The sequence below is a fragment of the Nostoc sp. ChiQUE01b genome (assembly GCF_034531255.1).
Lineage (GTDB): Bacteria > Cyanobacteriota > Cyanobacteriia > Cyanobacteriales > Nostocaceae > Nostoc.
Genome location: NZ_JAVRBM010000105.1, coordinates 1 through 16,322, shown reverse-complemented (window position 1 = coordinate 16,322; position 16,322 = coordinate 1). Strand labels below are relative to the sequence as shown.

Here is a 16,322-nt window from a genome sequence, read left to right as displayed (position 1 = left end):
AGGAGAACTGCTATATTTATTCTGCAATCTGCTTAACAGCAGATTGCACTTGAAGCACAACTTTTTTTGATAAAGGAATATATCCAAGTTCCAAACTGGATTTTTGCCCGTCAATCACAGCCCAATTCAGAAAATTTTTCAGTGCTTGAGCTTTGACTCGGTTGGGATATTGGTGATAAGTTAAAAGCCAGCTGTAAGTGACGATGGGATAAGACTGGGCATCTGTAGGATCGGTGATAAAAGCAATCAAGTTATCATTTGGTAATTTCACTGCCTCTAAAGTTTGTGCTACAGATTTTGGTGTTGGTGTAATATAATTACCAGATTTATTTTCTAAAGCAGCCACAGAAAGTTTATTTTGTTTGGCGTAAATGTATTCTACATAGCCAATAGCTCCTGGTATTTGTTGAATCAGGGCGGTAACACCTTCGTTACCCTTTCCACCAATTCCGACTTGCCATGCTACAGATTTACCAGCCCCAACTTTGCTTTTCCATTCTGGACTTATGGTGTTTAGGTGTTGCGTTAACACGCTTGTAGTTCCACTACCATCTGTTCGGTGTACAATCTGAATTGGTAAATCGGGCAAACTTACACCTGGGTTAGCTGCGGCTATTCTAGGATGATTCCAATTCTTAATTTTTCCGAGAAAAATATCTACGTAAACTTGGCGTGGTAGCCTTAGAGCAGTTGGTACATTGACTTGAGACGACTGCTGTGCAACTGGTTTGAGATTATAAGCTAGCACAATAGAACCAGCAGTTATTGGCAAAGCAATTACTCCCCGTTTTATCTTGGCTGCTTCTTCACTTGTAATTCCTACATCACTAGCTGCAAAATCCACAGTACCGTCAATGAGCTGTTGCACTCCAGCACTGCTTCCTATCGCCTGATAATTAATTTCTATATTGGGATTTTGCTGGTTGTAATCTGAAAGCCAACGCTCGTACAAAGGTGCGGGAAAACTTGCCCCAGTACCAACAAGGGAAACACGCTTTATATTTTTCTGCTCGGCACTGCAAGAAGCAATACTTAACAAGATACCGATTAAAGGTAGAAGGCAAACCCGTCCATTAGATTGAAGTTGAGCAGACAGAGAAATTTTTTGTTTCAATGTTTAATAAATACCTCTAGTAATTTCCTAATTTGTAGCTGTGTAGGCGTAATTGATTGTAAATAACTTGGAAAAGCAAAGGTACGCAAAGTAATCCTCTGCGTACCTCTGCGATTTCCTTTGCGCGACGGCAGTCGCTACAACGAGGGGAACCTCCGCAACGCGCTGCCTCCCCTTTGCGTTTAAACTTCAATTGCCGTCTCTTTCTCCTCACCTTTTGGCTGTGAACTCAGCCGATCTAAAATCTCTAAAACTTCTTGTTCAAAAGCAACTTGGGCACGATTAGTTTTGCCACCTATATACAAGCGATCGCCTTTTTGCAATGCCCATATTTGCGAGTGGGAAAAGTAACTCATTACCACACCCAGCATTAGTAAACCAAACCCTGAATAAACAATTGGTATGCCTGGATCGGCTTTAATTTGTAAGCCAGTGCTACCAATGACATCCAAAATTTTCAGCTTCACGCCATTAACTTCGGTGAACATCCCCGCACGGACTGTATCAACAAGTTTGCCAGTGGCATCATAAATTAATACCATCCCTTGCAAGTCTTTAGCTAACAAAGAGACACCCTCACTCAAATCCGGTTTAGTCGGAACCCAGGTTCCCCAAATGCGCCCGTTACCGTTGGTGTTCAATTGCGCCATCGGCAGCTGAAAAACCGGACTGTTATTAAATTGGACACGAACACCTGCAATTCCCCAATCAGTTTGATAGAAAGTTACGCCATGATAGCGCAGAGGCTCGTTGACAAAAATCTTCTTGTGGTCAACTTCCTTTCCCTGATTATCCAAGACAGACATATCTGAATAAAATTGATTGATGCCGCCAGATGGTGTGTAGTCAATCCAAAAACGATTGACGCGCACAGACCAATCTTTCGGGACTTGGGCAGCTGCTAAAGGGCCAGCATCGACAATATTTGTCACTCGAAATGTATCGCCACTGGCAACCATTTCCTGAGCCAAAAATCCAGTCATCGCCCCCCAAATTCCCCCTAGCAAAATCGCAACGATGCCAATATGAACGATAATTGGCCCGATGCGTCCGACTATTCCTTTGCGGGCGTAAAGGAGATTTTCTTTTTCTTGATCTGGAAAAATTTTATAGCGGTGTTTTTGTAATATTTCGCTAAGAGAATTCAGAGAACCAGTATCTAGTTCTGTACTCAAAGCTAACTTTTGAAATTGTCGTGGTTCTTCGTAATATTTCCAGCGTTGGGCAGCTTTTAAGGCTGGTAACTGACGGGTAAATGAACAAGCAGTTAAGCTAGTACCAAACAAGATGAGTAATGCCAGAAACCACCAGGTACGATATACGTGGTCTAATCCAACTACTTGAATTACCTTCCAAGTTAAGAAACCAAATAAAGCTGGATGTTCTGGATAGTTGGCTTGGTAAAATGCAGGTGATTGACCTTGCTCAATTACAGTACCAGTGGAGCTAAAGATTGCAATCAATAGCAGTAGTGCGATCGCTAGTCGTAAGTTAGTCAGTACGGGCAAAAGCTCTTGCCGTAAGAACTGCCCAGGTACTGCCCACCATTTTAATTCTTTGGACGCTGAATCTTCTAAAGTCATTATGTGTAAAAGCTAACAAATGTATTGATATTAAAAACTGCCAAGGGGAATCCGAGAAATTAAGGAAAATACACCGAATCCTACCAATAGCGCCCCACTAACTGGGTTAATCCAACCAGACCAGCGACGCAATTCTAGTAATTTTTTAATTGAAGCTGTAAAAGTACCTGCCAAAATCAACGGTGCTACATAACCTGCTGTATAAGAAAGTAGCAAAACAGCACCTAAAATTAAGTCTTGTGTATTGGCAATCCAACCCAGCAAACTAGCTAAAACTGGTGTGCTACAAGGAGATGCCACTAAGCCGAAAGTCAGTCCCAGCAAATAAGAACGCAATCCAGCTGGCAAATCCGGCGAAATCCAATTGGTTTCACCCAAGGATGGAAATTGCAGAGGTAGTGCTTCTAATAAGTTCAGCCCCATGAGAATGGCGATAATGCTGACAATAATCGGCAAACCAATTCCCACTTGACCGTAGACTTTTCCGACAAACCCTGCTAAAATACCCATCCCTGCTAATGTAGTTGCTAATCCTAAAGCAAACCAAGTTGATTGGGCAGCTGCTTGCAAGCGGCTTTTAGCTTCATAACCGCCAATGTAACCAATGGTAATTGGCAGCATGGAAAGCATACAGGGTGTAAGACTGGTGAGCAAGCCAGCAGCAAAGATGATACCAATACTCACCACACTAAGGTGTGTTAGTTGGTTAGAAACGAGGCTGTTGGCAAATTGTTCTAGTTGGTAAACTTGGGTTTGCAGGTTATCAAACATGGGGAGTTTCTGAGCGGGAAATGCTTACTCTGCTTGAATTTTAGCTTAGTTTTGGTTTTTGAGTCAGCATAACCAAATTATCTGAACTTAATATTATGTAAATTTCATCTGTCCCAGGAAATGTATCTAAAATACAATTAAGCTCGGATTATCCCTGAAGAAGTACGCCTGGAGTATTTGGCATGATGATTGCATTACCCGGATTTGAAATTGTCACTTTGTTAAAAGCAGGGGTAAAAGCAGTCATATACCGTGGAATCAGAGTTAAAGATCAGTGTCCGGTAATTATCAAAGGGCTACCTCCAGAACAGTGTACACCCAATAATATTGAACAACTCAAACATGAGTATGCGATCGCTCAAAGGTTAAATAGCGCCGCCGCCCTCATTGTCTACGCCTTAGAGATGCATCAGGGAATCCCTTATTTAATTATGGAGGATTTTCAGGCGCGATCGCTCGATCAATTGCTAGACCAATTTCAACAGCCTGTACCGTTTCTGAAGATTGCGATTGAAATTACTAGTAAACTTGCCCAAATTCACACTCATAATATTGTCCACAAGGATATTAAGCCGCAAAATATCTTAGTTAACCTCGAAACTAATCAGGTTAAAATAGCTGATTTTGGAATTGCTGCTTTTATTCCATACCAGGAGCAAATAGTTAGCAGTTCTAGTGGCATTGAAGGCAGTCTAGCTTATTTGTCACCTGAACAAACTGGGCGAATGAATCAAGGAATTGACTATCGCAGCGATTTGTATTCTCTGGGAATTACCTTTTATGAGATGCTCACAGGTCAGCTACCATTTCAAGGCAAAGACCCTTTAGAGTGGGTGCATTGTCATCTTGCCAAATCTCCGCTATCTCCAATAAAGCTGAAACCTGATATCCCGCAAATGCTTTGTGACATCATCATGAAATTGCTGTCGAAGGTTGCAGAACAGAGGTATCAGAGCGCTTTAGGTTTGCAATTCGATCTAGAACAGTGTTTGCAGCAATTAGAGACAACTGGACAAATTCAATCCTTTGTTTTGGGAGAGCAAGATATCTCAGAATCCTTACAAATTCATCGTTCAGCACGTATCCAACTGATTCAAGAGCAAACCGCCCGACAAGAAGCAGAAGCCGAGCGACAAAGAGCCAGGTTTTTGGCTCAAGTCAGTGCAACACTCGCCTCTTCCCTTGATTACGAAAGCACACTTGCTAGCGTGGCAAACTTGGTTGTGCCTGACTTCGCCGATTGGTGTAGCGTTGATTTGCTGCAAGACAACCAATCAATTAATCGGGTAGCAGTTGCTCACCGAGATCCAGAGAAAGTTAAACTCGGTTGGGAACTTCATCAGTATTATCCTAGAAAGTTGGATGAACCTGAAGGTGTGCCGAAAGTCCTGCGTACAGGACTTGCTGAAATGCTAACTGAAATTCCAGATGCAGCTTTAGTAGAAGGCATCGCAGATAGAGAACATCTAAAAATTGTGCGTGAACTTGGTTTAAAGTCCTGTATAATATTGCCCTTAATGGCACGCGAAATAATTTTTGGTGCAATTTCCTTTGTGACTGCTGAATCAGAACGGCATTACAGCACGGCTGACTTGTCACTAGCAGAAGATGTTGCCCATCGAGCAGCGATCGCCATTGATAATGCCCGCCTTTACCAAGAAGCGCAGCAAGCACAAAGAATAGCAGAACGAGCGTTAGAGCGCATTGCCCGTCTCCAATCCATCACAGCTGCCCTTTCAGAATCTCTGACACCAGCCCAAGTATCTGAAGTGATTGTAGAGCAGAGTATGGCTGGCTTGGGAGCTAGCTGTGCCCTTGTTGCTTTGTTAAATGAAGCAAAAACGGAACTGGAAATTGTCCGTGCGGTTGGCTATAACCAAGACTTGATAGACAGTTGGCGTCATTTTGCCATTGATTCACCCTCCCCTCTGGCAGAAGCTGTGCGAACTGGGAAACCTATTTGGGCTGAAACAACAGAAAATCGGGTAAATCGTTATCCACATTTGACCAAAATGTACGCCCAATATGATTTTGAAGCCTGGATTTCTATTCCATTGATGGTAGAGGGTTGGGCAGTTGGCGGTATAAGTTTGGGATTTACCCAGCCTCAACAACTTAGTGGAGAAGATCAAGCATTTATCTTGGCTGTTGCTCAACAATGTGCCCAAGCGATCGCTCGTGCCCATCTTTATGAAGCCCAACAAACGGCACGAAAGGCTGCTGAATCAGCAAATCGGATCAAAGATGAATTTTTAGCTGTGCTGTCTCATGAATTGAGAACACCACTCAACCCGATTCTGGGTTGGACAAAACTGATGCGAACCCGCAAGCTTGACCAAGTAACAAGCGATCGCGCCCTAGAAACCATTGAGCGTAATGCCAAGTTACAAACTCAATTAATTGAAGATTTGCTCGATGTTTCCCGCATCCTTCAGGGTAAACTTCACCTCAACTTCGACCGGATTAATTTGGTATCAGTGATTGAAGCTGCGATCGAAACAGTGCGTTTATCGGCACAGGCTAAGTCTATCCAGATTCAGACAATTCTCGAATCTGGTGTTGGGGAAGTTTTAGGCGATGCCAATCGATTGCAACAAGTCATTTGGAATATCCTTTCTAATGCCATTAAGTTTACTCCCAGCGGTGGACAGGTAAAAATTAAATTAGGGCAAGTTGGCTCACAAATACAAATCCGTGTAACTGATACAGGAAAAGGAATTGCACCTGAGTTTTTACCTTATGTCTTTGATTATTTCCGTCAAGCAGATGGTGCAACAACTCGAAAATTTGGCGGTTTAGGTTTAGGATTAGCGATCGTCCGCCATCTTGTGGAACTTCACGGGGGAACTGTGCAAGCAGAAAGTCTGGGTGAAGGACAAGGAGCAACTTTTACCGTCAGACTGCCATACTTACAGGATGAAAGCAAAGGAATCAAGGATGCAAAAGATAACTCCTTACTGGTGGCGGTTCAGTCTTCGCCCTTGTCTGGTTTAGAAATTTTGGTGGTGGATGATGATGCAGATATGCGAGAATTTTTGCCCTTCATGCTGGAGCAGTATGGTGCAACTGTTACCGTTGTCACTTCAGCTATTGAAGCTTTAACTGCATTGAGTCAATCCCAGCCAAATCTAATTATCAGTGATATCGGGATGCCAGAAATGGATGGCTATATGCTGATGCGACAGATAAGGAGTCTGAAACCAGAGCAAGGAGGGACAATTCCCGCGATCGCTTTAACTGCTTATGCTGGTGAGATGGATCGTCAACAAGCGATCGCTGTCGGATTTCAACAGCATATTTCCAAACCCGTAGATCCAGAAGAATTGGTAAAGGCGATCGCGTCATTGGTTCCTGATTTGGCATGATGGTGGAATATAGCGTTTCCTAAGCAACTGAGGTACACCCAAATCTTGTTTACCAAGGTTAGTAGCTTTGAAAATGTACCTCACCAGGTCGGGAACCGCTATATAGCAGGTTACAATTTTGCCAGAGTCAATTGCTTCACTCAACCAATTAAAAGTCAATAAGGTTCGTTAGGCTTGATCCTGCTAGAGGAGGTCAGCGATCGTGTACAACAAAATAAGGAGGTAATTTGGCCCAAGAAAAACAGCCAAGCGACGGTATAAAACGCTCTCAGGGCAAATTTGACCCCTTCCAAGAAACTAGGCAATGGTCAGCAGCAGCATCCGAGGAACGCTGTAAAAGAATAGCCAGAAACATAGGTAAACGATTAGTTGAAATAATCGATACAGAAGACGAACCCCTACCAATAATTTGTATTTTTGAGGACTACCCAGATGACTGAGACAGCAACCCAAATACCGTTAACCGCCTTACTTCCTATGCTGACAGCGATTAGTGAACGGGACTACCCACGTTTTAAGGAGCTTGAGATTGATTTTGCCTCTACTCACGGCGTAGAAGTGTGGGAGGATGTTTTTAATTTTCGTCTCAAGCCAGCACTAGACAAAGACTCTGACCATTGGCTATTAATTCAAAAATGCAGTAAAGGTTTTACAGTAGTATCAACGATATAGCCAAACACGCAACAGCGACAGCAATTGTTCAGTATCTACGGGTTTAGTAATGTAGTCTGATGCGCCGGCTTCAATACACTTCTCGCGATCGCCTAACATGGCTTTAGCAGTCAGTGCAATAATCGGCAAAGATTTAAATCGATCGTTTTGGCGGATTGTACGTGTTGTTTCGTAACCATCCATTTCTGGCATCATTACGTCCATCAAAACCACATCAATATCTGGTGTATTTTCTAACAGAGTAATTCCCTCTCGGCCATTTTCAGCATATATAACTTCTATTTGATAACGCTCCAGCATACTGGTAAGGGCGAAGATATTCCGCATATCGTCGTCTACAATTAGCGCTTTTTTGCCAGTGAGTAAGTAGTCTTGTGAATGCAGTTGTTCGAGTATTTGGCGTTTCGGTGCAGGTAAATTTGCTTGGACTCGGTGTAAAAATAATGCTGTTTCATCGAGAAGACGTTCGGGCGATCGCACATCTTTAATGATGATTGTCTCGGCAATCCGTCTGAGTTCTGTTTCTTGAGCTTGGCTAATTTCTCTACCTGTATAGACAATAATTGGTAAAGTTTTACCGTGAGGTAGAAGCTTGATCTGCTCAATTAGTTCAAACCCGGTCATGTCGGGTAGCCCTAAATCGAGAACCAGGCAATCAAAGTGCTGGGTACGAATAGCTTCTAGAGCTGCTGCACCATCAGCCACAGCAGTGGTCGAAACATCGCTGTTACCAATCAACTCAACAATACTCAGCCGTTGAGTATCATCGTCTTCGACTACCAATAAATTTTTCACCTGGCGCTCAACAAAACCTTTAATTTTGGTCAACGCTTCGGATATTGTTTCGCTGGTTAAGGGCTTTTGCAGATATGCGATCGCACCTAGTTGTAAACCGCGCTGTTTCCCGTCTTCAACAGTCATGATATGTACGGGAATGTGACGAGTATTTGGGTCATGTTTGAGACGATCCAATACCGTCCAACCATCCATTTCTGGCAGTCGGATATCTAGCAAAATGGCTGAAGGTAAAAATTGCTGCGCTAGCATCAAACCTGTACTACCGGTTTGGGCAGCGATCACCTTGAATCCTTGTTGTTGGGCCATATCTAGCAGGATACGGGCAAAATTAACGTCATCTTCGACAATTAGTAAAACGCGATCGCCTCTTTCAATAGTAGTGCGATCGTCATGAATCAGTTCTGTTAGCGGATAGCTAAGGTTTAGCCCGTGCTGAGTGCTGAGTGAGGAGTGGGGAGTGGGGAGTAGGGAATAGGGAGTGGGGAGTAGTTTTGATGTCAACTCAGGACTCAGCGCTCGTGATTCAGGACTCAATTGTGGTAAGTAGAATGTAAAGGTGCTACCTTCACCGGGTTGACTGATGAGTTTAATTTCGCCGCCAAAAAGACGGGCGATTTCGCGGCTAATTGATAAGCCCAATCCGGTGCCGCCGTATCTCCGACTGGTAGAGCCATCGGCTTGCTGGAATGCTTCAAAAATCACTTTCTGTTTTTCGGGCACAATGCCAATGCCTGTATCGCTGACTGAGAAAGCAATCACAAGCTGGGCACGATTTAAAGTTTCATGGTTGAGACTCCACCCTAGCTTGGCCACCGCAATCCGTAAGCGTACCTCCCCTTGCTCTGTAAATTTAAAAGCGTTGGAGAGGAGATTTTTCAATACCTGTTGTAAGCGTTTGACATCTGAATAGATGATGTTTGGCAATTCGGGAGTGAGTTCAATTGTAAAGGCAAGTCCTTTGTTCTGAGCAATTTGCCGGAAGGTGCGCTCAATCACATCACCCAACTCTCCTAATGGCATTGGGATCATGTCAATGGACATAGTTCCAGATTCAATTTTAGCGAGATCCAGGATGTCATTGATTAACGTTAACAAGTCAGTACCAGCTGAATAAATTGTTTGGCTGTATTCGACTTGCTTGGCGGTGAGATTGCGATCGATGTTATCTGTCAACAATTTCGCCAAAATCAACAAGCTGTTTAGCGGTGTCCGCAGTTCATGGGACATATTGGCGAGAAATTCTGATTTGTATTTTGAGGAAAGGGCCAGTTGTTCGGCTTTATCTTCTAAAGACAGTCTGGCTTGTTCAATTTCTTGATTTTTGCGCTCAACTTCTTGCTTCTGCATCGCCAACAACTCTGCCTTTTCTTCTAACTCAGCGTTGGTTTGTTGCAGTTCCTCTTGCTGTCCTTTAAGTAAGTCTTCTGAGGCTTTGAGTGATTGGGCTTGTTGTTCTAAGCGCTGGTTGGTTTCCCGGAGTTCGCTTTGCTGAGTTTGGAGTTCTTCAGCCAAAGATTGCGATTGCTTGAGTAATTCTTCAGTTCGCATCGATGCTGCGATCGTGTTGAGGACGATCGCTATACTTTCGGTAAGTTGGTCGAAGAATGTCAGATGAATTTCGCTAAAGCGGCAAAAGGATGCTAATTCTATTACTGCTGTCACATGTCCTTCAAAGAGTACAGGTAACACCACGGCATTAAGTGGCGTCGCTTCTCCTAACCCAGAGGAAATTCTGACATAATCGCTGGGCACTTCTGTCAGCAGAATTCGCTCTTTTTCTAAAGCGCATTGTCCCACCAAACCTTCACCCAAGTGGAAGCGGTTAGCCAGATGTCTGCGTTCGCGGTAAGCGTAGCTACTAATTAATTTCAAATACGGTACATTTTCCCCAGACTCCATCAAGAAAAATACGCCGTGTTGCGCTCCTACCAAGGGTGCTAGCTCTGAGAGAATGAGTTTAGATACGGTTTCTAAGTCTCGCTGCCCTTGCAGCATTCTGGTAAACTTGGCTAAGTTGGTTTTCAACCAATCTTGTTCGGTGTTTTTCTGCGTTGTCTCCCGCAGGTTGGCAATCATCTGATTGATGTTGTCTTTGAGTATCGCTACTTCTCCTAGTGTTTCGACGGCAATTGAACGAGTTAAATCACCTTTAGTTACGGCTGTAGCAACTTCGGCAATCGCTCTTAATTGAGTTGTCAGTGTCGCAGCAAGTTCATTTACATTATCCGTCAAATCTTTCCAAGTTCCAGCCGCCCCTGGTACTCTAGCTTGTCCGCCCAATTTACCTTCAATTCCCACTTCCCGCGCCACTGTAGTTACTTGATTGGCAAATGTCGCTAGAGTATCAATCATCTCGTTGATTGTCTCTGCCAAGGTTTCAATTTCTCCCTTGGCATCTAACATCAGTTTTCGTTTTAAGTCACCATTAGCAACTGCGGTTACAACTCTGGCGATACCGCGTACTTGTGCCGTTAAGTTCCCCGCCATTGAGTTAACATTATCTGTTAAATCTTTCCAAGTACCTGCAACACCTTGGACTTGCGCTTGTCCGCCCAACTTCCCTTCAGTTCCCACTTCCCGCGCCACCCGCGTTACTTCACTTGCAAAGGAACTAAGTTGATCTACCATTGTGTTGGTGGTGTTCTTCAAGTCCAAAATTTCGCCTTTGGCATCGACGGTAATTTTCTTAGAAAGGTCGCCATTCGCTACCGCCTTGGTAACTTCCGCGATGTTGCGAACTTGTCCGGTGAGGTTCCCCGCCATCGAGTTAACATTGTCTGTTAAATCTTTCCAAGTTCCAGCTACGCCTCTGACGTAAGCTTGTACGCCTAATTTACCTTCCGTTCCCACCTCACGGGCAACCCTGGTAACTTCCGATGCAAAAGAATTTAGCTGATCCACCATTGTATTAATGGTGTTTTTAAGTTCCTGGATTTCACCTTTGACATCGACGGTGATTTTTTTAGATAAGTCGCCGTTTGCTACCGCTGTGGTAACTTCGGCAATGTTCCGCACCTGTGCTGTTAAACTTCCCGCCATGAAGTTTACACTTTCGGTCAAGTCTTTCCAAGTACCTGCCACTCCCTTAACTTCTGCTTGTACGCCCAGCTTACCCTCAGTTCCCACCTCCCGCGCCACCCGCGTCACTTCACTTGCAAAGGAATTGAGTTGATCTACCATCGTATTGATGGTGTTTTTGAGTTCCAAAATTTCACCTTTGACATCAACGGAGATTTTCTTAGATAAGTCGCCATTAGCTACAGCTGTGGTGACGGCGGCAATGTTTCGCACCTGTGCCGTTAAACTTCCCGCCATGAAGTTTACGCTGTCAGTTAAATCTTTCCAAGTGCCAGCCACGCCGCGCACATCTGCTTGTACGCCTAGTTTACCCTCGCTTCCCACCTCACGGGCAACCCGTGTCACTTCACTAGCAAAGGAATTAAGTTGATCCACCATGATATTGATGGTATTCTTGAGTTCCAGAATTTCGCCTTTGACAGCAACAGTAATTTTCTTAGATAAATCACCATTTGCGATCGCAGTTGTCACTTCCGCAATATTCCGCACTTGTGCCGTCAAGCTTCCCGCCATGAAGTTTACGCTGTCAGTTAAATCTTTCCAAGTTCCAGCAACCTCTTTCACTTCCGCTTGTACGCCCAATTTACCTTCAGTTCCCACCTCACGGGCGACTCGTGTTACTTCACTGGCAAAGGAACTGAGTTGATCCACCATTGTATTAATAGTATTTTTCAACTCCAGAATTTCACCTTTGACATCAACGGTGATTTTCTTGGATAAATCGCCTCTTGCAACCGCCGTAGTTACTTCCGCAATATTCCGCACCTGCGCCGTTAAGCTTCCAGCCATGAAGTTTACGCTGTCAGTTAAATCTTTCCAAGTTCCAGCTACACCCTTGACATCGGCTTGTACACCCAGTTTACCTTCACTGCCCACTTCACGAGCAACTCTTGTTACTTCTGATGCAAAGGAACTAAGTTGATCCACCATGATATTGATGGTATTCTTGAGTTCAAAAATTTCACCTCTGACATCGACGGTAATTTTTTTAGATAGATCGCCATTGGCGATCGCAGTGGCAACTTCAGCAATATTCCGCACCTGTCCGGTGAGATTACCCGCCATTAAGTTAACGTTATCAGTTAAATCTTTCCAAGTCCCCGCAACCCCCCGGACTTCTGCTTGTACGCCTAACTTCCCTTCAGTTCCCACCTCACGCGCAACTCTTGTTACTTCTGATGCAAAGGAATTCAGTTGATCCACCATTGTGTTAATGGTGTTTTTGAGTTCCAGAATTTCGCCTTTGACATCGACAGTGATTTTCTTAGATAAGTCACCATTTGCCACCGCCGTTGTCACTTCCGCAATATTCCGCACCTGTGCCGTCAAGCTTCCCGCCATGAAATTCACACTATCGGTCAGGTCTTTCCACGTACCTGCTACCCCGCGAACTTCTGCTTGACCGCCTAATTTTCCTTCTGCACCCACCTCACGGGCAACTCTTGTAACTTCCGATGCAAAGGAATTCAGTTGATCCACCATGATGTTGACGGTGTTTTTCAACTCTAAAATTTCGCCTTTGACATCCACAGTGATTTTCTTGGAAAGGTCGCCATTCGCTACCGCCGTTGTCACTTCTGCAATGTTACGGACTTGGGCTGTTAAATTTCCTGCCATCAAATTAACATTGTCTGTGAGATCCTTCCAAGTACCTGCCACTCCTTTAACTTCGGCTTGAACGCCCAACTTCCCTTCAGTTCCCACTTCACGGGCAACTCGCGTTACTTCCGATGCAAAAGAATTAAGCTGATCCACCATCGTGTTGACGGTGTTTTTGAGTTCCAGAATTTCGCCTTTCACATTCACAGTGATTTTTTTCGATAAATCACCATTTGCGATCGCAGTCGCAACTTCAGCAATATTGCGAACTTGTCCGGTGAGATTACCCGCCATCAAGTTAACGTTATCAGTCAAATTTTTCCAAGTGCCAGCCACACCTTGCACTTCGGCTTGAACGCCCAACTTTCCTTCAGTTCCTACTTCACGGGCAACCCTTGTTACTTCCGAGGCAAAAGAACCAAGCCGATCCACCATCGTGTTGACGATATTAGCAGTTTGGAGAAACTCACCTTGCAGAGGTCTGCCATCAATTTCTGTAGCGATCGTTTGCGATAAGTCACCATTGGCGACTGACCGAATTACCCGCGTAGTTTCAGCTGTTGGTTGAACTAAATCTGTAATTAGAGTATTGACAGAAGCAACACAATCTGACCATGAACCACGAACATCTCCGAGAGAGGCGCGATCGGCAATTTTGCCTTCTTTACCGACAACGTTACCAATTCGTTGTAGTTCGGTTGCCATCCGCTCATTTTGATCGATAATACCGTTGAGCGTATCAGCGATTTTCCCTGCTACACCAGTATGGTCTATGGGCATCCGAGCCGAGAAGTCACCCTGTTTAACAGCATTCAGCGTTCTTAACAGCTGATTTAAATCGAGATTGTCGCTGTCTCTAGTTAACTGTTCGGTTGCCATAACCTTATCCTTAATCTTGATTCTTGAAAAATTTTTTGTATTTTTTGCACCCCGTACCTATTTAGAGTACTTTTAGCTAATACGTATCACAATAGAGAGCAGGGAATAAAAAGTGGATCGAACTAATTTTTATGGGTGCGAGTGTAAGCAGTTGACAAAGGTTGCTAACTAAATGGTATTGCCATCAATGTATCTGGCATCCCACTTAGCTAATGATAGCTACTTGGCCTCTGTTGTGCAGCATCAATTGTCGGCGATGCCTAACTTGGGCGAGTACAGCATGGCACAGGAGAACACACGATGACAATTAATATTACGTTTTATGATTTTTGGAATTTGAGGAAAGCAGTAAATCAAGAACTCCTAACTGATAATTGAAGGTTTGTTAAAGTCAGAAGTATCCGGCAACTCTAAGGATTGGCAAATGGTTAGAGAGTATCCACACCAGAGACATCTGCCTCCGCTTGAAAGTGGCGATCGCTTAACTCGCCCTGAATTTGAACGGCGTTATGCGGCTGCACCCCATATCAAGAAAGCAGAACTGATTGAAGGAATCGTTTACGTCGCATCTCCTGTAAGACACGAGCAACATGGCAAACCCCACAGTCGGGTGATAACTTGGTTAGGTGTCTACCAATCACTGACTCTTGGCGTTGACTTGAGCGTTGAACCAACAGTCAGACTAGATTTAGACAATGAACCCCAGCCAGATGTAGTGCTGTTTATTGAACCAGACGCAGGGGGACAAACCCGTTTAAGCAGCGACGGTTACATTGAAGGATCTCCCGAATTGATTGTTGAAATTGCAGCGAGTAGTGCAGCCATTGATACAGGCATTAAAAAGCAGGTTTATCGCCGTAATGGGGTGTTGGAGTACATAATTTGGCAATCTTACGAGAATAAAATTGAATGGTTTTGCCTAATTGATGGTGACTATCGATTGCTATCTCCGGGTACAGATGGAATTATTCGCTCTGGGGTGTTTCCGGGTTTGTGGTTAGCAGTGGAGGCGCTGTTAAACAATCAGATGGTGCGGGTGTTGGAGGTGGTGCAAGCGGGGTTGAATTCACCGGAACATAATGCGTTTGTGCAGCAGTTGCAGAAACAGGAATAGCAGGGCACGTCTAGCTAGGTTCATTCCAAGCCCTAATCGCTTCAATTGGAATACCAGCAGGAGCAAATAAAATTTTTATAGTCTCAATACCTGCTGCTGTCACTGCTCTTTGCAAACGTACTTTGAGCGTTGGATTATTTTTGATTACTTGCTCAATTGCTTGCCTATTTTGAAGTACTGGATGACTCTTAACAGCTTGAGCAACAATAGGTTGAGCATCGATTACAGTCGGTTTATCCTGCTCCATTTTCTCAAGCAACTGCTCAAGCACAGTTTCTAAATTAGCAATATCTTTTGTAGACGCGTAATTGTTTTGAGTGCCAATGTTATCACCTTGGATATTTCCTGTAACACTGCCTGTGATGTTGCCAAAGGTAGCACCTGTGAAATCATTTTTAGGAGTTTCTGACATAGTTATGAGTGTTTTATCAAGTTTGCTTAGAATACTAGTTAAAGGATCGGCGTTGTTTGTTTCCTCATTCAATACAGAATAATAAATTTCATGGTTATAAAATTTGCACCGCTCTTGAATTTTAGAAATTGCATCGCTTTTATCTTGTGACGGAGTTTTTAATTGTAACTCCCAGATATAATGCAAAACTTCAGAGCCACCAATTTCTCCTAACGCTTGTGCGGCACTCCAACGAACATCAAAATCTTCATGGTGCAAAGCTTTAATTAAGGCAGATACAGCTTCTTGGTTGCCGATTTTTCCTAACGCCTCTGCGGCTCTCCAACGAACATCAAAATCTTCATGGTGCAAAGCTTTAATTAAGGCAGATACAGCTTCTTGAGTGCCAATTTTTCCTAACGCCTCTGTAGCACTCCTACGAACGGCGTAATTTTCATGGTGCAAAGCTTTAATTAAGGCAGATACAGCTTTTTGGTTGCCGATTTTTCCTAACGCCTCTGCGGCTCTCCAACGAACATCAAAATCTTCATGGTGCAAAGCTTTAATTAAGGCAGATACAGCTTCTTGGTTGCCGATTTTTCCTAACGCCTCTGCGGCTCTCCAACGAACATCAAAATCTTCATGGTGCAAAGCTTTAATTAAGGCAGATACAGCTTCTTGAGTGCCGATTTTTCCTAACGCCTCTGTAGCACTCCTACGAACGGCATAATTTTCATGGTGCAAAGCTTTAATTAAGGCAGATACAGCTTCTTGGTTGCCGATTTTTCCTAACGCCTCTGCGGCTCTCCAACGAACATCAAAATCTTCATGGTGCAAAGCTTTAATTAAGGCAGATACAGCTTCTTGAGTGCCAATTTTTCCTAACGCCTCTGTAGCACTCCTACGAACATCAAAATCTTCATGGTGCAAAGCTTTAATTAAGGCAGATACAGCTTCT

Annotated in this window: 10 protein-coding genes; 5 read left to right on the top strand and 5 right to left on the bottom strand. The window is 43.9% G+C overall.

Annotated features, from left to right (window positions below; all coding sequences use genetic code 11):
- Positions 1–16: 16 nt before the first annotated feature.
- From pstS to RMY63_RS36780, 3 genes are all read right to left on the bottom strand, one after another.
- Positions 17–1,114, bottom strand: a complete 1,098-nt coding sequence (gene pstS, locus RMY63_RS36790; RefSeq protein ID WP_322733426.1) for a phosphate ABC transporter substrate-binding protein PstS — start codon at positions 1,112–1,114, stop codon at positions 17–19.
- A 182-nt stretch (positions 1,115–1,296) separates the two neighbouring features.
- Entirely contained in the window at positions 1,297–2,697 is a 1,401-nt protein-coding gene (locus RMY63_RS36785; protein WP_322733425.1) for a cytochrome c biogenesis protein, read from the bottom strand.
- A 30-nt stretch (positions 2,698–2,727) separates the two neighbouring features.
- Positions 2,728–3,468, bottom strand: coding sequence for a cytochrome c biogenesis protein CcdA (locus RMY63_RS36780; RefSeq protein ID WP_322733424.1), 741 nt, complete (start codon positions 3,466–3,468; stop codon positions 2,728–2,730).
- Between the two features lie 182 nt (positions 3,469–3,650).
- Between RMY63_RS36780 and RMY63_RS36775 the strand changes: the two genes are divergently transcribed.
- The 3 genes from RMY63_RS36775 to RMY63_RS36765 all read left to right on the top strand — a co-directional run bounded on the left by RMY63_RS36775 (position 3,651) and on the right by RMY63_RS36765 (position 7,505).
- A complete protein-coding gene (locus tag RMY63_RS36775) occupies positions 3,651–6,833 on the top strand; it encodes a protein kinase domain-containing protein (RefSeq protein WP_322733423.1) in 3,183 nt (1,060 codons plus the stop codon).
- 227 nt (positions 6,834–7,060) lie between these two features.
- Positions 7,061–7,273 carry a hypothetical protein gene (locus RMY63_RS36770; protein WP_322733422.1) on the top strand — a complete coding sequence of 71 codons (213 nt, stop codon included), beginning with the start codon at positions 7,061–7,063 and terminating at the stop codon, positions 7,271–7,273.
- Positions 7,266–7,505, top strand: a complete 240-nt coding sequence (locus RMY63_RS36765) for a hypothetical protein (RefSeq protein WP_292782136.1) — start codon at positions 7,266–7,268, stop codon at positions 7,503–7,505. Before RMY63_RS36770 ends, RMY63_RS36765 begins: the two co-directional genes overlap by 8 nt.
- Here the strand turns inward: RMY63_RS36765 and RMY63_RS36760 are convergent.
- Complete coding sequence (locus RMY63_RS36760; RefSeq protein WP_322733421.1) at positions 7,494–13,859, bottom strand: HAMP domain-containing protein; 6,366 nt, start codon at positions 13,857–13,859, stop codon at positions 7,494–7,496. The two genes, RMY63_RS36765 and RMY63_RS36760, sit on opposite strands and share 12 nt — an antisense overlap.
- 172 nt (positions 13,860–14,031) lie before the next feature.
- Between RMY63_RS36760 and RMY63_RS36755 the strand changes: the two genes are divergently transcribed.
- Together RMY63_RS36755 and RMY63_RS36750 are read left to right on the top strand one after the other, a co-directional pair.
- The gene (locus RMY63_RS36755; RefSeq protein ID WP_322733420.1) at positions 14,032–14,163 is read left to right on the top strand and encodes a hypothetical protein; all 132 of its coding nucleotides are present in this window, start codon (positions 14,032–14,034) and stop codon (positions 14,161–14,163) included.
- A gap of 120 nt (positions 14,164–14,283) precedes the next feature.
- On the top strand, positions 14,284–14,973 hold the full coding sequence (locus tag RMY63_RS36750; protein WP_322733419.1) for a Uma2 family endonuclease: 690 nt from the start codon (positions 14,284–14,286) through the stop codon (positions 14,971–14,973).
- A 10-nt stretch (positions 14,974–14,983) separates the two neighbouring features.
- Here the strand turns inward: RMY63_RS36750 and RMY63_RS36745 are convergent.
- The coding region (locus RMY63_RS36745; protein WP_322733418.1) for a HEAT repeat domain-containing protein at positions 14,984–16,322 on the bottom strand (1,339 nt) is incomplete at its 5' end.